Source organism: Methylacidimicrobium sp. AP8 (genome assembly GCF_903064525.1).
GTDB lineage: Bacteria > Verrucomicrobiota > Verrucomicrobiia > Methylacidiphilales > Methylacidiphilaceae > Methylacidimicrobium.
The window spans coordinates 796,041-814,552 of the sequence record NZ_LR797830.1 but is presented as its reverse complement, the minus strand read 5'-3'; the positions used below and the strand labels follow the sequence as shown (position 1 = coordinate 814,552).

Here is an 18,512-nt window from a genome sequence, read left to right as displayed (position 1 = left end):
ATGAGCCGATCGAGATCTTCGCTTCCGGACCGTCCCGCCGGCCTTGCGGAGAACGCCGCGCGCCGGCATCGCTCCCCCTTCGTCCGCTTCTCCGTTTGGCTCCACGCCGCTCTCGCCGCCGCCCTTCTGCTCTTTCCGGAGCGTTGGAGCTGGTTCCTGGCCGTCTTCCTCGCCGATCAACTCCTCCTCACTCTCGCCGGCCTCTGGCCGAGAAGCTCCTTGCTCGGCCCGAACCTCGTTCGCCTCCCTTCGGCCGCCGCAGGGGAACTTGTCGTTCTGACCTTCGACGACGGCCCCGACCCGGAAGTCACTCCGAAGATCCTCGACCTCTTGGAGGAGCATGGCGCCAAAGCGAGCTTCTTCTGCGTGGGCGAACAGGCGCAACGGCACCCGGAGATCCTCCGGGAGATCGTGCGGCGCGGCCACAGCGTCGAAAACCATAGCTTCCGCCACTCCAACTTTTTCGCCTTTTCCTCCTTGGGAGCGCTCCGGCGCGAGATCCGCCGGGCGCAGTCGGTCCTGGCCGAGGGGGCCGGCACCCCTCCCCGCTTCTTTCGCGCGCCCATGGGCTTCCGCAACCCGTTTCTCGCTCCGGCGCTCGCTCGGGCAGGTCTCCGCTACGTCTCCTGGACACGCCGGGGTTTCGACACGGTCTGCCGGACACCCGAAGTCATCCTCCGCCGCCTGATCCGCAACCTGGCGGCAGGCGACATCCTCCTCCTGCACGACGGATCGACCGCGCGCACGCCCGCCGGAGAGCCCGTCAGCGCCGAAGTCCTCTCGTCCCTTCTCCCGATCCTCCGGGCGCGGGGCCTGCGCGCCGTCTCCCTCCCCATGGCGATCCCCGAGGGGAAGGATTTTTAGCCGCGCTGCTCTCCTTCCAGCTCTCTCCCCCGCGGCCGGATCCCCGGACGCTGCCCCCTACCGCCCTCCTCCGAGTAGCCGGCGCGCCGCTCCGCAGAGCAGGCGGACGTGCATCCGGGCAAGGAGGAGATTGTCGCGCAGGTAGCGGAATTGGGAGACTCCCCCTTCCCGCCGGGAAAAGTAGCGTACCGGGGCCGGCAGCTGAATCGCGGCCACGCCGTTCCAGTAGAGACGGACGACCGCTTCGGGATCGAAGTCGAACCGCCGCATCGTCCGGCAGCCGGCCATGACCGCCAGGAGGGGGCCGACCGGATAGACCCGAAACCCGAAGAGGACATCGCCTACGTCTCCCCCCAGCGTCTCGATGCGCGCCAGCCAGTTGGAGATCTTCCGCCCTCCGACGCGCAGCGCGGGTGCGCTCCGGTCGAAAAGGGGGATTCCGAGCACCATCGCTTCGGGATGGGCGGCGGCAACGTCGAAAAACCGCGGAATGGCGGCTGCAGGGTGCTGCCCGTCGGCGTCCATGGTCAGCACGTGCGTAAACCCGAGCTTCGCCGCCTCCCGCAACCCATGGAGGATCGCCGCCCCTTTCCCGCGGTTGCGCTCCAGGGAAAAGACGCGAAGGCCTGCATCCGCTTCCTCCCTCCGGCGCAGCCACTCTTCGGACCCATCGTCGCTCCCGTCGACGACCACCCAGACCGGCTCCCAGAACCGGCGGGCTTCCTCCACGGTCTGGAGGACTCTCCTACCCGTATTGTAGCTCGGGATCAGGACCAGAGAGCGCGCAGTCATCGGGCGGGGATCGACGGGGTCCGCGCGAGGACCTGACGGTAGTAGCGCTCGAGCTCCTCGAGGAACTCGCGGGCGTCTCCGTCCGCCGAGAACCGGCGCCCGAGCCGCGCCCGGTAGACCAGGGGGAACCGCGGCTTGCGAAGGAGCGGCCATCCTTTGGCCAGGTACGGGAAGCTCCCTTCCAAGAATATCGTCTGCACCGGAATACCGGTCGCCCGGGCCACGACGGCGATCCCGGCCTTGAACCGGTTGACCGGGCCGGTCGCGGTCCTGGTCCCCTCCGGGAAGATCATCAAGAGATGATCGCCGCGCCGAACCGCCTCCTTCGCTTCCCGCACCAGCCGGAGCGGCGAATCGCTGCGGATATACCGGGCCAGGCGGATGCATCCTCCCAGGAACGGATTCCTCCATAGGCCCGCCTTGGTGAGGCAGACGACCCGAGGAAGCCGGGAGATCACCAGCACCGCATCGAGCAGCGCGGGATGGTTGGCGACGAGCAGCAACGGCCCTTCCTTCCGCAGCCGGTCGAGGGCGGATAGATCGCAATGGAAGAGGCCGAGAAGCCGCATGTGCAAGAGGAAGAGCCGGAAGCCGGACATGATCAGGAACTGGCCGGCGCGCGCTCCCGCCCGCGGAGGCAACAGCAGCCCGAGAAGCGAGGCCGCAAGACTCCAGAGGAGGCTGCCGAGCCAAAAGAATGCCACTGCCCAGTAGAAGCGGGCATACTCGCCGATCGACGCGAGGAGGTCCGCGCCGCGGCGGCCGGCGGGCGCACCGGCCTGGCCGCCGCTTGGCGCAACCGGATCCCCTCTGGCCGCGGAACCGTCGGCCCGCCCGCTTCCTTCGGCCGGAACCGAATGCGCTCTCCCGCGCCCCAGCCGCGAACGGAAAGAGCCTAAGAGGTTCATCGCCCCTCTCCTCCCAGGGGGACAAACTGGTACCACTGGCTCCAAGCGGCCGCAATTTCGGGGACTAGGACATCGAAGACCCGCTGGCTGGCGGCTTCCACCGACGCAAGGCCGGCCGGGCCCGACGGCAAGCGGAGCGCGGCGCTGCACCAGACCCGATAGCGGCGGTCGGGCCTCTCGGTGACCGTCACAGCGAAGACCGGGACTTCTTCGCGGATCGCCAGATAGAGGATTCCGGTCGAAACCGGCAGCCGCCCATGGGGGAGGCGGACCGAAATGCGGCTTGTCGGCGAGGGACGGTCGACCAGGGCGGCGACGAATTTCCCCCGGGCAAGCTCCCGACGGACGGCGAGGAAAGAAAAGGCGTCTTCTCCGACCTCGAGCGTCTCGATCCCCCAGCGGCGCCGATAGGCCGAGCGCCACCGGGAGAGATCGTCGTCCGGCTCAGGAAAGGTGAGGATCACGGTCGGAAACCCCAGGCCCGAGAGGAGCACCCCTCCCAGCTCGAAGAAGCCGAGATGGCCCGTCAACAGGAGGGCTCCCTTCCCGCTCCGGTAAGCCGCCAGAAGCCCGTCGTAGCCGATCCGTTCCGCGATGAGCTCCCGCGCCCGGGCGGCGGATCGCGTCCCCAGGTAGAAGTAATCGCCCATCGTTTTGCCGAAGCGGAAATAGACCTTGCGGGAATCGGCCTTCCCGACGGATCGACCGCGGATCAGCCGCAAATTGCGGGCCACCACGGCCGCATGCCCGCCCCGGAGGAAGGCGAAGGCCAGGGCCGCACCGGCACCGAGGCCCCGCGCCGCCGATCTCGGGAGGAAGCGCGCCGCGAGCACACCGAGCGAAAACCAAAGCGATCGATAGAGAGGCCGGTGGATCTCCTCTCCGGATCGAGATCCGTTCCCTGCGCGTCGGGATGGAGGGCGATCCGCCATTCCTTTCCCCAAAGGGCGGCTCAAGCGGCCGAACCCGGCTTCCCGGAGCCGCCTCGATCCTTCCGCGGCCCGGCGAAGGAGGGACGCCGCTTCCGCTTGGGCCTACCCGTGCCCCCCCGCCTTCCCGAACCCGCGGGCCGGAGGGGAGCGACGCCGGATTGGCGGCGGAGCTCCTCGATTTGATCCCGAAGGAGCGCCGCCTTCTCGTAGTCGAGCGATGCCGCCGCTTCAACCATCTCCCGCTGGAGATCCCGGAGCACCTCTTCGAGATCGAATCGGGATTCGTCCCCGTGCAACCGCTCCACCGCCTGCGCCTCGGCGCGCAGCAGCCCTCGCAAGCTCTCCTGAACCCCGCGCTGGACGCTGCGGGGCGTGATCCCGTGAGCCTGATTGTAGGCGATCTGCTTGCTCCTCCGGTAGGCGGTCACCTCCAGCAGGTTTTCGATTGCTCGAGTCTTGCGCTCGGCATAGAGCAGCACGGTCCCATGAATATGGCGCGCAGCCCTTCCGGCGATCTGGATCAACGACTTGTCCGAACGCAGATAGCCCTCCTTGTCCGCGTCGAGAATCGCCACCAGCGAGACCTCCGGGAGATCGAGCCCCTCCCGGAGGAGGTTGATCCCGACAAGCACGTCGAAATCGCCCGCGCGGAGCCCGCGGAGGATCTCGACCCGTTCGATCGCGTCAAGCTCCGAATGGAGGTAGCGGACGCGCAGGCCGAGCTCGCGCAGATAGTCGGCTAGATCTTCCGCCGTCTGCTTCGTCAGCGTCAGCACCAGGGACCGCTCCTTTTCCGCACCCCTCTTGCGGATCTCTTCGATCACATCGTCGATCTGCCCTTGGAGCGGGCGGACTTCGACGACCGGGTCCAGGAGGCCGGTCGGCCGGATGATCTGCTCCACCACTTCTCCGCCGCAGAGGCCGAGCTCGTAGTCTCCCGGCGTCGCCGAAACGTAGAGCGTCTGACCGACCATCGAGGTGAATTCGGCGAAGCTCAGCGGGCGGTTGTCGAGCGCCGAGGGAAGGCGGAAGCCGTGCTCGACCAGTACCCGCTTCCGGGCCATATCCCCCGCATACATGCCCTGGATCTGCGGGATCGTGACGTGCGACTCGTCGATCACCGTCAGGAAATCCTTCGGGAAGAAATCCAGAAGCGTGTAGGGGCGCGAGCCGGGGGCGCGGCCGCTCAGGTGGCGGGAGTAGTTTTCGATCCCGCTGCAGAAACCGAGCTCCTCGAGGAGCTCTAGATCGTACGTCGTCCGCAGCCGCAGGCGCTGGGCTTCCAGCAGCTTCCCCTGGGATTCGAGCTCGGCCACCCGCTCCTCGAGCTCCTCCCGGATCGACTGGACCGCTTTCTTCATCTTCTCGTACGGGGTCACGAAGTGGCGGGCCGGGAAGATCATCTCTTTGCGCAGCCGGGTGAGCACGTTGCCGGTCAGCAGCTGAAATTCGCTGATCCGCTCGATCCGGTCTCCCAGGAACTCGATCCGCAGGCCTTCCTCCGCCGAGCGGTGGCAGACCTCGACCACGTCGCCCCGGACCCGAAACCGCCCTCGGGAGAGCGCCACGTCGTTTCGCTCGTACTGCATCTCGACCAAGCGCGCCAGAAGCTCCTCCCGGCGCAGTTCCATTCCCACCTCCAGGGCGAAGGCAAGCCCTTCGTAGTCTTCCGGAGAACCCAACCCGTAGATGCAGGAGACGCTGGCGACCACGATGACATCCCGGCGCGAGAGCAGGGAGATCGTCGTCGAAAGCCGCAACCGCTCGATCTCTTCGTTCACGCTCGAATCCTTTTCGATGTAGGTGTCGGTGCTCGGGATGTAGGCTTCCGGCTGGTAGTAATCGAAGTAAGAGACGAAATACTCCACGGCGGCCTCCGGGAAGAACTGCTTGAGCTCGCTGTAGAGCTGGGCGGCGAGCGTCTTGTTGTGCGAGATCACCAGGGCAGGCCGGTCGAGCCGCGCGATGACGCTGGCGACCGTGAAGGTCTTTCCCGATCCGGTCACCCCGAGGAGGGTCGTGTGCCGCTGCCCCTCTTGTATCCGGCGGACGATCGCCTCGATGGCCTGGGGCTGATCGCCGCAGGGAGCATACGGGGCGCGCAACCGGAAGAGACCCCCGGCCTTTTCCGTGCTCACCGGTCCGCCCCCCTTTCCTCTGGAGGCGGCTGCGGACGCCTCCTTCCCGCCTCCGCTGCTCTGGCGGCCGCCGCCTCGTGCAGCAGAGCGCAGACCTCGTCGTCCTCAACCTGAGAAAACTCCTCGTACCACTGTCCTACGCCGAAAAAGGATGCCGGCGTCAGCAGCACGAAGCACTCGTCGACAAGCCCGGTCATCTCCTCGACCACCGAGGGGGCGCGACGGGGCGGCCGCGATGACGGCCCGCGGGCCGAGCTTGCGGGCCGCCGCCACGGCCGCCCGCATCGTCGCCCCGGTCGCGATGCCGTCGTCGACGAAGATGGCGACCTTGCCTCCGATTGCAAGCGGCGGCAGCCCCTTGCGAAAGAGCGCCTCCCTCCTCTCCAGCTCCCGACGCTCCCTCTCCGCGACTTGCGCGATGGTTCGCTCGTCGATACCCAGGTATTCGATCACCGAAGGATTCAACACCATCGCGCCGCCGGTCGCGATCGCTCCCATCGCCAGCTCTTTCTGTCCGGGCACCCCGAGCTTGCGGACGGTGAAGACATCGAGGGGCAGGTGGAGGATCTTCGCGATCTCCGCCCCGACCACGACCCCGCCGCGGGGGAGTCCCAGCACCACCGTGTCCGTCCGTCCCCCGTACTCGAGCAGCGCTTCGGCCAGGAGCCTGCCCGCCTCCTTCCGATTCCGAAATCTTCCTTCTCTCATGGTTAGCAGCGGCTCCCGACGGCGTTTCCTCTCGGTCCTTCCGTGCCAAGCTTAGCCGGGCGCCCACGTTTTCCGCTTGTCTTTTTCCTCCCTCACGGGATAGCTATTTAACTTCTTTTTGACTATCTTGACCAGCGAATGACGGATACGTCGCCTCCCCGGACCAATACTCCTTACAGCCGCGCCAATCCGTTTCCCGCCCGAATCACGGAAAACCGCCTCCTGACCCTCCCGGGCTCCGAAAAGGAGACGCGGCACATCGTGGTGGATATCGCCGGCAGCGGCATCTCCTATCAGGTAGGGGATTCCTTGGGGGTCTTCGCCCGCAACCCGCCGGAGGTTGTGGAGGAGATGCTCCGCGCCCTCGGGTTCTCGGGAGAAGAGACAGCCTCTGTGCAGGGCCAGCAGGCCCCTCTCCGGGAGATTCTCTCGCGGCAGTTCGTCCTCAACAGGCCGACCAAAAAGTTCGTCCGCGCCCTCGCCGAGAAGCTTCCCCCCGGGGAGAGCCGCGACCGGCTCCAGGCCCTCTGCCAAAGCGAGCCCGACCTCGACGCCTATCTGCATGGCAAGGACTATGTCGACATTCTGCAGGCCTACCCCGGCGTCTCCTTCGGGGTCGACGAGCTTCTGGGCCTCCTCGGCCGCGCGCTTCCTCGGCTCTACTCGATCGCGTCGGCGCCCGCGATCCATCCGGAAGCGGTTCACCTGACGGTCGCCGTCGTCCGGTTCCGCTCCAACGGCCGGGAAAAGCTCGGGCACGCCTCCGGCTATCTCGCCCGGCTCCAACCGACCGAACCCCACCAGCTTCCGGTCTATGTGCAGCCGGCCAAGCATTTCCGGCTTCCCGAAGACCCTGCGGCTTCCCTGATCATGGTCGGCCCCGGCACGGGGGTGGCCCCCTTTCGGGCGTTTCTCCAGCAGCGTTCCGCCCTCGGCCATACGGGAAAGAACTGGCTCTTCTTCGGGGAGCAGCACCGGGCGACCGATTTCTTCTATGAAGAGGAGTTTCTCGAGTTCCACCGCAAAGGGGTCCTTTCCCGCCTCGACACGGCCTTTTCGCGGGATCAGGCTCACAAGGTCTACGTCCAGCACCGGATGCTCGAGCACGGCGGCACGCTCTGGGCCTGGCTGCAAGAGGGAGCCCATATCTACGTCTGTGGAGACGCCCACCGGATGGCCAAGGACGTGCATCAGGCGCTCATCGAGATCGCGCAGCGCTTCGGCGGCCTAAGCCCGGAAGAAGCCGCCCACTACGTGAACGTCACCTTGGCCAAGGAAGAGAAGCGGTACCACAAGGACGTTTATTAGCCGGCCCCCGCCCGCGCTTCCTGCGGCCCCCCTACCACCACCAGCCCGGATCCCAGCCGGCGCCGATGCTGCCTTCCCGGTAGGGCGCGGGCGGGTAGAGCGGCTCCCCGCCGTAACGGTGCGGCCAGACGTAGACCCTCGTCGCCGCCACCAGCGGCCGGCCTTCCGCCGTCCCGGCGAAGGTGCCCCAGACGGTGGCCAGCCGTCCCCAAGGGTAGGCGCCGGGGGAGACCTTTTCGGGGATCTCGGCCAGAAAACGGCCTTCCCCGCGCGCCTCGCCGATGGGGCGTTCGTCGTCATCCAGCGGTAAGCAGTCGATCTCGATCCGGGTCCGATTGTCGAGAGTCACGACCCGGACGATCCTTCCCCCGAGAAGCGCCGGCCGGCCCCGATAGACTCCCGGATGGCGGCGGATGGAAGCGAAGGCACCCGGATGCCCCACGGTCACCCGCGTGGACTCCGGGACCGGGCTGCATCCCAGGAGGAGCAGCAGAATCATGCCGGTCAACCCTCCCCGGTTCCCCGCTCCCGGCGTTCGCATCGGTTCCCCTCTCGTGAGCACTTAGCCGGAGAGCGGGCCGGGCCACAAGCCCAAAGCCTTTGCAAGCCGTTCCTAAAACCATAGACAACCATTCCCCTACCAGGGAAGATCGTCCAGGACGTCGGCCGAACAGTGCTGCTGACGGTTCGCGTGCCGGGGTTTCGCCGGCAAAGCCCGGGTAGCGCCCAATGCCCGCGATTTCGGGGACAGAGGCGCGGGAGGCAGATGGTTGCCTCCCGACCGGGCATGCGCTGCATGCGCCGCTTTGAGCCTCTTCCGAACGTCCGCCCAGAACGACCATAGATGCTTCGTCCGATTCCTCGCGGGTAGGGCGAAGGTGAGATGGCCGCCATTGCGGGTCGGCACGACAGCCTCCCGCACGGACGGGCGCTCGGATAGGCCCAATCCTCTCCGGGCGACGGCGTAGGCCGCGCCCTGGTGAGAACCGATGCCATGACGGCGCGCGTGGTTGACCGCGCCGATCACGGAAGTGTAGGCCGGGTCGACTCCGATCCGTTCGACTCCGGCACGAAAGGAAGCCGCCTTGAGCATGGAGATCGTCTTGGCGTAGGCGAAGGAAGAGAGCGAGCGAGCCCGGACGCAATCGACCGCCTCCAGCTCGGCCCTCCGCTTGCGAAGATCCAATCGCTCGATCACGAGCGGCTTGCCCGATTCGGCGCAGGCCCGGGCGATCTGCCGGCACGCATCGCCGATCGCGGCTTTCGCTTGCTCCTCGCTCTTCCCATAGAGATGCAATCCGATCCGGCGGATTTCCACGAGATTCCCGAAGCGATCCGTTTCGGCCAAGGCAAGATGATCCGGGTTGCTGTCAACGCCGATTGCTCCGGCAAGGCGGCGTGTCACCAGGGCAACCGGTTGCGCCTCGACGCTTGCGAACAGCCGCCACCCCTTCCGGTCCCGCACGAAGCGGTAGCTTACGGCAGCTCCCTCCCGCTTGCGGAAGAGCTTCCCCGTCTTGGTTTGTGCGGTCACGACCCGGCCGGCGGAGAGGGCCTGGAGGATTTCCTCCTGGCCGTAGGCCAAGCGCACGCCCTCGAGCACCAGGTGTTTGCTCGTGCTTCCCAATCCGTACGGCAGCCGCAACCGCAGCCGCAGGCTGCCCTCCGGAGCGACTGCGGCTTGGCAGGACCGGTTGCCCGAGGCCTCGTCCTTCGATCCGAGCACGAAGAACTGGCTGCTCCGCTCCGCCTGCCAATCCTTCTTCCATGCGGCATGGTCCGCATAGCCGTTCTCTTCCCGGGAAAACTGCTTGCGGAAGAGGCGTCGGGAACCGAAACAGAGCCGGACCCGGGCCGGACTCCTGATCGGCCAGAAGCGCCTCGAGCTTCGCCCGCAGGACGGCAAGCCGCCGCTTTTTCTGGTGTACGACATTCGATCCCGGATGCTTCTTCTCCAGCCGGCCGACCGCCTCTTCCGCTTTCCGGATCCGCCATTTGGCTTCCTCGATCAACTCGGGCCGCCTTTCCCGGATCGAGGCGATCTTGCCTTCGAGCTCGACCCGAATGGCGTTGAACTGCCGGGCGGTGAGGCCGAACCGGCGCAGAAACGACCGCTTGAGCTCGTTTATGGAAACACCCGCCCGCATCCTGGCCAAAAGAGTCCGCTGCGCCCGCCCGTAGAGCGCCGCATAGGCGTCAAGACACGAAGTCTGCTCATGCGTCAACCTCAACCGGGTCTGGTAGGTGAAAACAGGGCGCTTACTCATGGATCGCTTCAAGCGCCTTCTCGGCGCGGTCCTGAGCGGATCGCTTCCCGTAAAGCCTGGCACACATCGAAACGATGACCTCATGCAGGTCGCGCACGATATCGTCGGTCATCTCGTCCGGATCGACCACCAGGACCGATCGGCTCTGCGCGTACAGAAGCCGCTTCCACGTACTCCAAGCCGAAGCGCATCAGCCGGTCGCGATGCTCGACCAGGATGACGCCGACATTGGGATCACGGAGCAGCTCGATCAGGCCCTTCCGATGGCCGTTCATTCCGGAGCCGACCTCCTTGACGGCCTTGATGATCGGCAACCCCACCTCCCGTTGACCTGTTTTTGAGGCCGCCCCGGCCCCTTTTGATTCCTGGGGAGAAGGGAAAGGAGCGAGAATCTCCTTACGGGAAGCGACAGGTTCCGAATTCGGAGAAGCGGGCCACAAAACCTCAGCATTGGCACAGTTCCTGCTTTTCCAAGTACAGGGAAGCGAACCATGATAGCGACACTCATTGCATCTTCCGCAAGCGGGTCGGCAACAACAACGAAGACCTCGGGCTTCCGGCCGCCGGAGGAGCGAACCTCCGGTTGGGGCATGGGGCTGGCGATCGTCCTCGCCATCCTTTTTCACGCGGGCTTGGCTTGCGTGGTGCTGCCGGGGGTGCCCGGCAGCCCCGTCCCGGCGGTCGCTCCGCTCGGACCGCAGTATTCTTCGGGATCCGCATCCGTCGAGTTGGTCGAGGAAGCTCCGCCGGTTCCGAGCGCCGCCGCTCCTGCGCGCGAAGAGCACAAGGCGCAGGAGCCGGAGCTTTTCCGGACTCCGACGCAGGAGCTCGCCAAGAAGCCGGCGGTCGCTTCCCGCTCCCATCGGCAACCGGCTCAGCTTCGCGCCCCCGCCCATCGAGGTCAGGCCCCCAACTTGGGCGGAGGGTTGGTCCTTTCCGAGCCGCCCTATCCGCTCGAGGCCCTGCGCCACGGTTGGCAGGGCAAGGTGACCTTGGAAGTTTTCGTGCAGGAGGGGCGTCCCGCTTGGGTGGAGGTAGTTTCGAGCTCGGGCCACTCCGTTCTCGATAGAAGCGCGCGGCAATGGGCGCTCCAACACTGGAAGTTCCCCGGAATTACCGCGGGCGCCTTCACCGAGGCGGTGATCTTCAGCTTGGACGGGGTCTGAAGCCGTTGGCCGGTCGCGGGCCATGCGAGGGTTACTCCGGCCTAGCTCCGGAGAAGGCCCTCCGACCACGCCGGTGAAGCCGACCAGGGTTCGGCTATCGACCGTTTAGCTGTAATCCTGTTCGGAGATCGAGTTCGCCGGTCGCGCCCCGAGTATCCGCGCCTGTTCGGCCACGCGGGCCGGATCGGGATCGAAGCGGTAGCCATGACAGTTCGGACAGAAGACCGCCTTTCTCCGCACGATCGATTCGCAACCTTCACAGACCTTGTACTGGGTCGGGGCTTTGAGAATTTCCGCCGCGCGCTTTGCCCGTTCTTCCAATTCCGAGTCGGTCATCGCCCTTAGACATATTACAACGCCTGCGCGACTCTTCAACCGCAAGCCTCCATCCGTTTCGCGGTCCAAGTCCTTGCCAAGGAAGGATGCGGATGTGCATAAAGAGAACCATGGCATCCATCATCAGCGACTGCACCGAGCGATTCCGGCAGAAGCTTTTTGGCAAGACCGGCGGCATCTCGGAGAAGACCCTGCAGATGCACCTCGGCCTGTACGCCATCCAAGTCCGCAGGGCGAAGGAACTCTTGTCGGCGCTCGAAAAGGGCGACTCTCCGAAGGAGAACCAGATCGACGGTTCGCTCTTTCGGGCTCGGAAGCTCGACCTCTCCTATTGCCTCTCGGCGGCGAAGAGCCACGAGCTCTATTTCAGCATCCTCGGCGGGGCCGGCGGCGCTCCGCAAGGGACGCTCCGCGAATGGATCGACCGCGACTTCGGCTCCTTCGACAGCTTCTTGCGCGATCTCCGGACGACGGCATTGGCTTCCGAATCCTGGGCCTGGACCTGTCTTGACCAAGCAAGCGGCCGGCTCCTCAACCTGCTCGGCGACGGGAGCGTTACGGTCCCTTTTTGGGGAGCCGCTCCGCTTCTCGCCATCGATATGGAAGACCATGCCTTTATCCTGGATTTCGGTTGGGATCGCGCCGCCTACCTCGACTCGGTGCTCGCCCAGATCGACTGGGAGTCGGTGGCCCGATTTCTTCCCCTGGTCTAGCGGCCATTTCTCACAAGCTTTCTCCTACGGCTTGCAAAACGGGCTCGTCTGCTTGGCTCCCGCTTGGTTTTCCATCCTCGCAGTATGTCTTCATACAGCTCCGGTGGAAAACCTGCGCCCGCCTCGCACCCAAGCCCATTTGTAGCGCCTGGGCTACGAAATTTGTGAGAAATGGCCGCTAGCCCTTAACGCGACCGAACCCGCGCCCGGCGCCGGCCGCGGCCCCGCCTGTCCCGGCCAGGGTTCACGGCCTCCGGGAAGAGCGGCCTTTCCTTAACGGAAAATCTGAAGAAATCGTCACCAAAATGTAACCGAAAAACCGCTTGCCCCTTCTCCCGGCGACCCTGCTAGTTTCCTTCCCGGTAAGGAGCCCGAAACCTCGGCTTCGGCGGGCACCGGCACGTCCCGCGGGCCGCGGGAAAGATGGATCGCAAGGGAGGAAGGAGCCATGCGCGCGGTCGTTTTTCCGGAGCGGGAAGAGACGGAGTGTTCCGAGAGGTCCTATTTTCAGCCACAACAAGGGGAAGGCGACTCCCGGCCCGTCCGGCCGCCGAGCGGCCTAGGCGGGCCGCGGAAGCCCACCGGCGCCGCCCTCCTGGTCACCCTTTCCCTGCTGGCCGCCGCCCTGCTGGCGCTCCATCCTCGGGCGAAGGAGCGGAAGCGGCCGGCAACCCCTCCCCAAGCGGTCGCCGTTCCCGCTTCCTTGGCCGATGACGAGCCCCACTCCTTGGCTCGGCTGCGCGCCGACTATGCCCGCTGGCGCAGAGAGCTCCTCCACTGGCTCCGGGAAGGAGACCCGGGGCTTCGGGAAGCCCGGCGGCTCGATCCCGAGGTCGAGCGCAGGGAGCTCCCGCCCGTTTCCGCCGCGCGCGCCTGCTTGCAACGCCACCTCATGCGGCCGGTGACGATCGACTCCCTTGAGCCCATCGGCTACGAGCGTCTCCCCGGGGGAGTGGCGATCGACTACCGGGCGGTCGTCCGCTCCCGGATCGACCTCTATGTGGTGCCGGCGCTCCGGCTCCCCCTCCCCAAAGAAATGCCCGAGCCGGTCGCCCGCATCTGGTCGGATCTCCTCTTCGATGCCTACCTCCCGCCGGGCTGCCACCACGATGTGCAGCACAAGCACCGGCTGCTGAGGGCGGGCGACCCCTTCGTCTTTCGCTGGCGGGTCGAGCGGGCCCGGGTCGTCGACGGCCAATGGAAGATTCTCCTGGCCGCCCCCTCCCTTCTCGAATGGAACTGCGGCTTTGTCGCCGCAGAGATCCTGGCCCTTCGCGAGGGCGACGGCTTGGCCCTGCGCCTCGCGGGCAAACCGCTGCCTGCGGCCCTTGGAGGCGAGCTTTGACCAAAACTGGAATGAGCTCCGCTTCCGTTACTACGCCACCTGGGGAGTTCCCGGCGCCCCGCGGCCGGCGATCGCCGCCCGAGCCCAAGAGTGGCTTCGGGCCACCGAGCCGGAGCTCTTCTCCTCTCCGAGGCCGATGCTCGCGCCGGAAACCGCTTCCGCCCTTTTGCGCTGGACCGTCGCCTCGCCGGGTTATGCTGCCCAGACCGACTGGGCCGGGCGGATCCTCGCCCCCGTCCGAGCGCTCGAGCCGCAGGACGCCGAGTCCTGCTTTGTAGCCTACTACCGGGAGCTCGCCCGGGAACGTAACCGGTGGATCGATGCCTTCCTCTGCCAAAGGGCGCAAATCGAGCAATTGAAAGGCAAGAGCCCCCGACCCCGGTAAAATCCTTCCGAACCCAAGCCTCCCAGGGAGCAACCCGGCCATGAGAGCAAAGGCCTTTTGCCGTTCTGGCCTCCTGCTGCGGGCGACCGTCCTTTTGGCCTTCGCGGGGGGCTTGAGGAGCTATGGGCAGGTTTGCGTCGCCCCTCCGGAAGCCGCCCCAATGGGGAGGCCCCGCCGCTCTGACCGCTCCCCTGCGGCGACCCCTGCGCTCCTTCTCCCGCCAATCCCGAGGGAACCGACCAGGCCGCGCCGCAGGCGGCGGCCCAGACGGCCGAGAGCACGGCTGCGGAAGGAGCGGCGATAGGCACCCAGATGGGCACAGCGGCGGCGGCCGCCGCCGCGGCAACCGCTCTCCAAAGCTCTTCGTCAGGCCCGGGACAAACCGCGGCCCCCGCCGGCGCGCCGATCTCCCCCTTGCCTCCCGGGCAAAACCCGATCACCCAGGCCGACAAGAGCAATTGGGCCGCCCTCGACAAGGCGGGCATCCAGTGCGTCGGCCTTGGAGAATTTCATTTCAATCCCGAGCAGATGCAGGCCGAAGAAAGGTTCGCCGACTCAGCCTATACCCACGGATTCCGAAACGTGATCCTCGAGTATCCCGCCGCCAAGCAGAAGCAGCTCGACCGGTTTCTGAAAGATCCGAGCTACCAGAACATGGCCGAGCTTGACTCTGGGTACTCGCCGGACGATCCGAATGCACAACGCCGCAGCTTTGTCGTAAAGACGTATGCGGCATTTCTACAAAAGGTTGACTCACTGACCCGCAGCGCGGCGCAAGCGTTCGCGATGGCGAACGGCGTGGCTCCAGAGGCCATCGATGGTCTCCGAGCACGCATGCAAATGTTTCGCCTCTGGCGCCACTTCTACAAGACAGGATACAAGGTAATCGGAGGCGACCTCGACCGGAATACCGGACTGGACCAGAACGGGAACCTAATCGTGAACTCCCCCAGCCGGCCAGTCACAGCCGCTGAATCGTGGAGGTTTTTGAACTCCCCATGGGGAATGAAGAAGCGAAACCTGAGCATTGCCGCGTTTGCGGCCCAGGTCACCAAGCCGAACGCCCGAACCATTGTCATTGGGGGAGTCTCCCACATGGGATTCCTCCCCAATGAGCGGATTGCGACAACGAGCAAGCCGAACGAGATCTATCCCGGCCTCAACTACCTATTGGAGAACATCTATCACATCCCTTCGGTTGCCATTGTACAGAGTGCCATCACCCCCCAAGGCTTTTTGGCCGAACTGGGCTTGGGATATTTTTCGCCACCGGCGCAACCAGGGTATTTGACTCCTCGGCGGGTGCAGGCAATTGTGTCCCAACTCAACCGGCAAGCAGCTGCGAACATTGCGCTCGATCCGGGTCGCACGCCCTACGACCCCTTGTCGGGAAAACCGATCGACCACTCTCTTTCCGAGGCGGTCAATCGCAGGGCAAGCTCGGTGCCGCAAGGTCCATAGGAGGACAAGGAGAAGATACCATGAAGACCATTTTCCGTCACCAATGGCTTGGCGGATTTCTTTCCCTCTGGTTGACTGCCGCCGTGGCCGTTGCAGAGGACAAACCATCCGCTCCCCTCTCTCCCGAGGCCCAAGCCTTGATCGAAAGGCTTACCGCCCTCCGGATGCCCGCAACCTTCTCTTTTTTGCAGACGGTCGACCCGCAGCTCTTTGCCGAAACCCTTCAGACTCCCGAAGGACGGTGGGCGATGGCTCAGGCCTACCGCTGGTCGACTCCGCACACCGATAGGCATACCGAAGAGGGGAAATTCGTTGTCCGCACAGAGATCCGCAAGCTGGAGCGAAAGCTCGCCACCCTTCCCATTCCGATCCTCGATGCGCTCTTGAGGCTTCGAGGACAAAGCGAAAAGGATGTCCCCCCGCAATTTTCGGATCTCCCTGACGAAGAACAGGAGCAGATTCTCGATACCGAGGAAGCCGCATGGGACGCCTGGTGGCTCGCGCATCTGACTCCGGAGCAGCGGGAGGCCACCTATGAGCTTCAGGATTTACAGTACGCGCAAGCGATTCGTGCCAACCAGCTGCCCGAAAGCCAATACGACGAGGAGAATGCCAGGGAACTAAAAGAAGATTACGAGCTCTTCACCCGCTGGGGGCCGGAAAAGCTCCATCAGGTCCTCGAGAACTGGTGGTCGGCAAAGGAGTTCCTCGGGGTTTTGCAATACGTTTGGGAGCAAGAAGGTGGTGTACCTATAGCGGATAAACCTGCTTGGAAGCTTTCCGCGGTGCCCAGCTGGTTTTGGGAAGAGATCGCCCAATTTGCCAAAGGACCCAATCTCGAGCGCGCCATCGCCCTTTTTCCTCCGGTCCGGCCGATCGCTATCACCCTTTCCCCACAAAGTCAGGTGCTCTGTGCACTCAACGACCTTGCCCGGGCCCTGCATGATCAGAAAATGCACGATGCCGTCTACACGCTTACCAAGCAGATCTACGCTGCGGCGGGCTTCTCCGGACATTCGGGTGATTGAAAGGGGATTGCACAGCGACGTTGCCCTTGGCGTGGGAGGAGCCCAAGACGATGACCCCACTCCTGCTCGAATGCGCCCGAGGCGTACTTCTTTCCCTCTGGTTGACTGCCGCCGTGGCCGTTGCAGAGGACAAACCATCCGCTCCCCTCTCTCCCGAGGCCCAAGCCTTGATCCAAAAGCTCACCACCTTGCGGATGCCCGCAACCTTTTCTTTTTTGCAGACGGTCGACCCGCAGCTCTTTGCCGAAACCCTTCAGACTCCCGAAGGACAGTGGGCGATGGCTCAGGCCTACCGCTGGTCGACTCCGCACACCGATAGGCATACCGAAGAGGGGAAATTCGTTGTCCGCACAGAGATCCGCAAGCTGGAGCGAAAGCTCGCCACCCTTCCCATTCCGATCCTCGATGCGCTCTTGAGGCTTCGAGGACAAAGCGAAAAGGATGTCCCCCCGCAATTTTCGGATCTCCCTGACGAAGAACAGGAGCAGATTCTCGATACCGAGGAAGCCGCATGGGACGCCTGGTGGCTCGCGCATCTGACTCCGGAGCAGCGGGAGGCCACCTATGAGCTTCAGGATTTACAGTACGCGCAAGCGATTCGTGCCCGACAGCTGCCCGAAAGCCAATACGACGAGGAGAATGCCAGGGAACTAAAAGAAGATTACGAGCTCTTCACCCGCTGGGGGCCGGAAAAGCTCCATCAGGTCCTCGAGAACTGGTGGTCGGCAAAGGAGTTCCTCGGGGTTTTGCGATACGTTTGGGAGGGGGAAGGTGGTGAACTTTTGCCGATTTCCGGAAAACTTCCCTGGAAGCTTTCCGCGATGCCCAGCTGGTTTTGGGAAGAGATCGCCCAATTTGCCAAAGGACCCAATCTCGAGCCCGCCATCGCCATTTTTCCTCCGGTCCGGCCGATCGCTATCGTCGGTTCCCCACAAAGTCTGGTGCTCTGTGCACTCAACGACCTTGCCCGGGCCTTGCATGATCAGAAAATGCACGATGCCGTCTACACGCTTACCAAGCAGATCTACGCTGCGGCGGGCTTCTCCGGACATTCGGGTGATTGAAAGGGGGTTCCGCAGCGACGTTGCCCTTGGCGTGGGAGGAGCCCAAGACGATGACCCGACTCCTGCTCGAATGCGCCCGAGGCGGATTTCTTTCCCTCTGGTTGACTGCCGCCGTGGCCGTTGCAGAGGACAAACCATCCGCTCCCCTCTCTCCCGAGGCCCAAGCCTTGATCCAAAAGCTCACCACCTTGCGGATGCCCGCAACCTTTTCTTTTTTGCAGACGGTCGACCCGCAGCTCTTTGCCGAAACCCTTCAGACTCCCGAAGGACAGTGGGCGATGGCTCAGGCCTACCGCTGGTCGACTCCGCACACCGATAGGCATACCGAAGAGGGGAAATTCGTTGTCCGCACAGAGATCCGCAAGCTGGAGCGAAAGCTCGCCACCCTTCCCATTCCGATCCTCGATGCGCTCTTGAGGCTCAGGGGAACCCCTGCACCGGAAGGACTTCTCCACCTCACTGGGGAAGAAGGGGAGCAGATTCTCGATACCGAGGAAGCCGTCTGGGACGCCTGGTGGCTCGCGCATCTGACTCCGGAGCAGCGGGAGGCCACCTATGAGCTTCAGGATTTACAGTACGCGCAAGCGATTCGTGCCCGACAGCTGCCCGAAAGCCAATACGACGAGGAGAATGCCAGGGAACTAAAAGAATATTACGAGCTCTTCACCCGCTGGGGTCCGGAAAAGCTCCATCAGGTCCTCGAGAACTGGTGGTCGGCAAAGGAGTTCCTCGGGGTTTTGCAATACGTTTGGGAGGGGGAAGGTGGTGTACCTATAGCGGATAAACCTGCTTGGAAGCTTTCCGCGATGCCCAGCTGGTTTTGGGAAGAGATCGCCCAATTTGCCAAAGGACCCAATCTCGAGCGCGCCATCGCCCTTTTTCCTCCGGTCCGGCCGATCGCTATCACCCTTTCCCCACAAAGTCAGGTGCTCTGTGCACTCAACGACCTTGCCCGGGCCCTGCATGATCAGAAAATGCACGATGCCGTCTACACGCTTACCAAGCAGATCTACGCTGCGGCGGGCTTCTCCGGACATTCGGGTGATTGAAAGGGGTGAGGCAGCGACGTTGCCCTTGGCGTGGGAGGAGCCCAAGAC

General features: G+C 64.5%; 18 protein-coding genes and 1 pseudogene. 10 read left to right on the top strand and 9 right to left on the bottom strand.

Annotated features, from left to right (window positions below; genetic code table 11):
* On the top strand, positions 1-864 hold the full coding sequence (locus tag MTHMO_RS03645) for a polysaccharide deacetylase family protein (RefSeq protein WP_202213576.1): 864 nt from the start codon (positions 1-3) through the stop codon (positions 862-864).
* A 57-nt stretch (positions 865-921) separates the two neighbouring features.
* Here MTHMO_RS03645 and MTHMO_RS03640 read toward each other — a convergent pair whose 3' ends face one another.
* The 5 genes from MTHMO_RS03640 to MTHMO_RS03620 all read right to left on the bottom strand — a co-directional run bounded on the left by MTHMO_RS03640 (position 922) and on the right by MTHMO_RS03620 (position 6,342).
* On the bottom strand, positions 922-1,656 hold the full coding sequence (locus tag MTHMO_RS03640; protein ID WP_202213575.1) for a glycosyltransferase family 2 protein: 735 nt from the start codon (positions 1,654-1,656) through the stop codon (positions 922-924).
* Positions 1,653-2,564 carry a 1-acyl-sn-glycerol-3-phosphate acyltransferase gene (locus tag MTHMO_RS03635; protein ID WP_202213574.1) on the bottom strand — a complete coding sequence of 304 codons (912 nt, stop codon included), beginning with the start codon at positions 2,562-2,564 and terminating at the stop codon, positions 1,653-1,655. The genes MTHMO_RS03640 and MTHMO_RS03635 overlap by 4 nt, the downstream gene beginning before the upstream one ends.
* The gene (locus MTHMO_RS03630; RefSeq protein WP_202213573.1) at positions 2,561-3,496 is read right to left on the bottom strand and encodes a hypothetical protein; all 936 of its coding nucleotides are present in this window, start codon (positions 3,494-3,496) and stop codon (positions 2,561-2,563) included. Before MTHMO_RS03630 ends, MTHMO_RS03635 begins: the two co-directional genes overlap by 4 nt.
* Before the next feature lie 20 nt (positions 3,497-3,516).
* A complete protein-coding gene (uvrB, locus tag MTHMO_RS03625; protein ID WP_202213572.1) occupies positions 3,517-5,634 on the bottom strand; it encodes an excinuclease ABC subunit UvrB in 2,118 nt (705 codons plus the stop codon).
* Between the two features lie 105 nt (positions 5,635-5,739).
* Complete coding sequence (locus MTHMO_RS03620; RefSeq protein ID WP_370568210.1) at positions 5,740-6,342, bottom strand: phosphoribosyltransferase; 603 nt, start codon at positions 6,340-6,342, stop codon at positions 5,740-5,742.
* A gap of 138 nt (positions 6,343-6,480) precedes the next feature.
* Here MTHMO_RS03620 and MTHMO_RS03615 point away from each other — a divergent pair, with 138 nt between their 5' ends.
* On the top strand, positions 6,481-7,650 hold the full coding sequence (locus MTHMO_RS03615; RefSeq protein WP_202213571.1) for a sulfite reductase flavoprotein subunit alpha: 1,170 nt from the start codon (positions 6,481-6,483) through the stop codon (positions 7,648-7,650).
* Positions 7,651-7,681: 31 nt separating this feature from the next.
* Here MTHMO_RS03615 and MTHMO_RS03610 read toward each other — a convergent pair whose 3' ends face one another.
* The 3 genes and pseudogenes from MTHMO_RS03610 to MTHMO_RS03600 form a co-directional block, all read right to left on the bottom strand.
* Positions 7,682-8,191, bottom strand: a complete 510-nt coding sequence (locus MTHMO_RS03610) for a Slp family lipoprotein (RefSeq protein WP_202213570.1) — start codon at positions 8,189-8,191, stop codon at positions 7,682-7,684.
* 96 nt (positions 8,192-8,287) lie between these two features.
* On the bottom strand, positions 8,288-9,583 hold the full coding sequence (locus tag MTHMO_RS03605; protein ID WP_237394744.1) for a transposase: 1,296 nt from the start codon (positions 9,581-9,583) through the stop codon (positions 8,288-8,290).
* 326 nt (positions 9,584-9,909) lie between these two features.
* Positions 9,910-10,219 (bottom strand): annotated as a pseudogene (locus tag MTHMO_RS03600) (IS607 family transposase); the annotation flags it as partial.
* 189 nt (positions 10,220-10,408) lie between these two features.
* On the opposite strand from MTHMO_RS03600, the gene MTHMO_RS03595 reads away from it, so the two are divergent.
* Positions 10,409-11,083: an energy transducer TonB gene (locus MTHMO_RS03595; RefSeq protein ID WP_202213569.1), complete on the top strand. Its 675-nt coding sequence runs from the start codon at positions 10,409-10,411 to the stop codon at positions 11,081-11,083.
* Between the two features lie 105 nt (positions 11,084-11,188).
* On the opposite strand, the gene MTHMO_RS03590 is transcribed toward MTHMO_RS03595, so the two are convergent.
* A complete protein-coding gene (locus tag MTHMO_RS03590; protein WP_202213568.1) occupies positions 11,189-11,419 on the bottom strand; it encodes a hypothetical protein in 231 nt (76 codons plus the stop codon).
* 110 nt (positions 11,420-11,529) lie between these two features.
* Here MTHMO_RS03590 and MTHMO_RS03585 point away from each other — a divergent pair, with 110 nt between their 5' ends.
* The 7 genes from MTHMO_RS03585 (at position 11,530) to MTHMO_RS03555 (ending at position 18,464) form a co-directional block, all read left to right on the top strand.
* Entirely contained in the window at positions 11,530-12,132 is a 603-nt protein-coding gene (locus MTHMO_RS03585) for a superoxide dismutase (RefSeq protein ID WP_202213567.1), read from the top strand.
* Between the two features lie 448 nt (positions 12,133-12,580).
* Complete coding sequence (locus MTHMO_RS03580) at positions 12,581-13,477, top strand: hypothetical protein (RefSeq protein WP_202213566.1); 897 nt, start codon at positions 12,581-12,583, stop codon at positions 13,475-13,477.
* On the top strand, positions 13,461-13,862 hold the full coding sequence (locus tag MTHMO_RS03575) for a hypothetical protein (protein ID WP_202213565.1): 402 nt from the start codon (positions 13,461-13,463) through the stop codon (positions 13,860-13,862). The genes MTHMO_RS03580 and MTHMO_RS03575 overlap by 17 nt, the downstream gene beginning before the upstream one ends.
* A gap of 414 nt (positions 13,863-14,276) precedes the next feature.
* Complete coding sequence (locus tag MTHMO_RS03570) at positions 14,277-15,323, top strand: hypothetical protein (protein WP_202213564.1); 1,047 nt, start codon at positions 14,277-14,279, stop codon at positions 15,321-15,323.
* A gap of 20 nt (positions 15,324-15,343) precedes the next feature.
* Positions 15,344-16,351: a hypothetical protein gene (locus MTHMO_RS03565; RefSeq protein ID WP_202213563.1), complete on the top strand. Its 1,008-nt coding sequence runs from the start codon at positions 15,344-15,346 to the stop codon at positions 16,349-16,351.
* Positions 16,352-16,401: 50 nt separating this feature from the next.
* Positions 16,402-17,415, top strand: coding sequence for a hypothetical protein (locus MTHMO_RS03560; protein ID WP_202213562.1), 1,014 nt, complete (start codon positions 16,402-16,404; stop codon positions 17,413-17,415).
* Between the two features lie 50 nt (positions 17,416-17,465).
* Positions 17,466-18,464, top strand: coding sequence for a hypothetical protein (locus tag MTHMO_RS03555; protein WP_202213561.1), 999 nt, complete (start codon positions 17,466-17,468; stop codon positions 18,462-18,464).
* Positions 18,465-18,512 lie beyond the last annotated feature (48 nt).

Excerpts from the sequence above, each read along its gene's own strand:
- MTHMO_RS03645 (WP_202213576.1), top strand. The coding sequence starts at position 1 with ATGAGCCGATCGAGATCTTCGCTTCCGGACCGTCCCGCCGGCCTTGCG.
- MTHMO_RS03640 (WP_202213575.1), bottom strand. The coding sequence starts at position 1,656 with ATGACTGCGCGCTCTCTGGTCCTGATCCCGAGCTACAATACGGGTAGG.
- MTHMO_RS03635 (WP_202213574.1), bottom strand. The coding sequence starts at position 2,564 with ATGAACCTCTTAGGCTCTTTCCGTTCGCGGCTGGGGCGCGGGAGAGCG.
- MTHMO_RS03630 (WP_202213573.1), bottom strand. The coding sequence starts at position 3,496 with ATGGCGGATCGCCCTCCATCCCGACGCGCAGGGAACGGATCTCGATCC.
- MTHMO_RS03620 (WP_370568210.1), bottom strand. The coding sequence starts at position 6,342 with ATGAGAGAAGGAAGATTTCGGAATCGGAAGGAGGCGGGCAGGCTCCTG.
- MTHMO_RS03615 (WP_202213571.1), top strand. The coding sequence starts at position 6,481 with ATGACGGATACGTCGCCTCCCCGGACCAATACTCCTTACAGCCGCGCC.
- MTHMO_RS03610 (WP_202213570.1), bottom strand. The coding sequence starts at position 8,191 with ATGCGAACGCCGGGAGCGGGGAACCGGGGAGGGTTGACCGGCATGATT.
- MTHMO_RS03605 (WP_237394744.1), bottom strand. The coding sequence starts at position 9,583 with ATGTCGTACACCAGAAAAAGCGGCGGCTTGCCGTCCTGCGGGCGAAGC.
- MTHMO_RS03595 (WP_202213569.1), top strand. The coding sequence starts at position 10,409 with ATGATAGCGACACTCATTGCATCTTCCGCAAGCGGGTCGGCAACAACA.
- MTHMO_RS03590 (WP_202213568.1), bottom strand. The coding sequence starts at position 11,419 with ATGACCGACTCGGAATTGGAAGAACGGGCAAAGCGCGCGGCGGAAATT.
- MTHMO_RS03585 (WP_202213567.1), top strand. The coding sequence starts at position 11,530 with ATGGCATCCATCATCAGCGACTGCACCGAGCGATTCCGGCAGAAGCTT.
- MTHMO_RS03580 (WP_202213566.1), top strand. The coding sequence starts at position 12,581 with ATGCGCGCGGTCGTTTTTCCGGAGCGGGAAGAGACGGAGTGTTCCGAG.
- MTHMO_RS03565 (WP_202213563.1), top strand. The coding sequence starts at position 15,344 with ATGAAGACCATTTTCCGTCACCAATGGCTTGGCGGATTTCTTTCCCTC.
- MTHMO_RS03560 (WP_202213562.1), top strand. The coding sequence starts at position 16,402 with ATGACCCCACTCCTGCTCGAATGCGCCCGAGGCGTACTTCTTTCCCTC.
- MTHMO_RS03555 (WP_202213561.1), top strand. The coding sequence starts at position 17,466 with ATGACCCGACTCCTGCTCGAATGCGCCCGAGGCGGATTTCTTTCCCTC.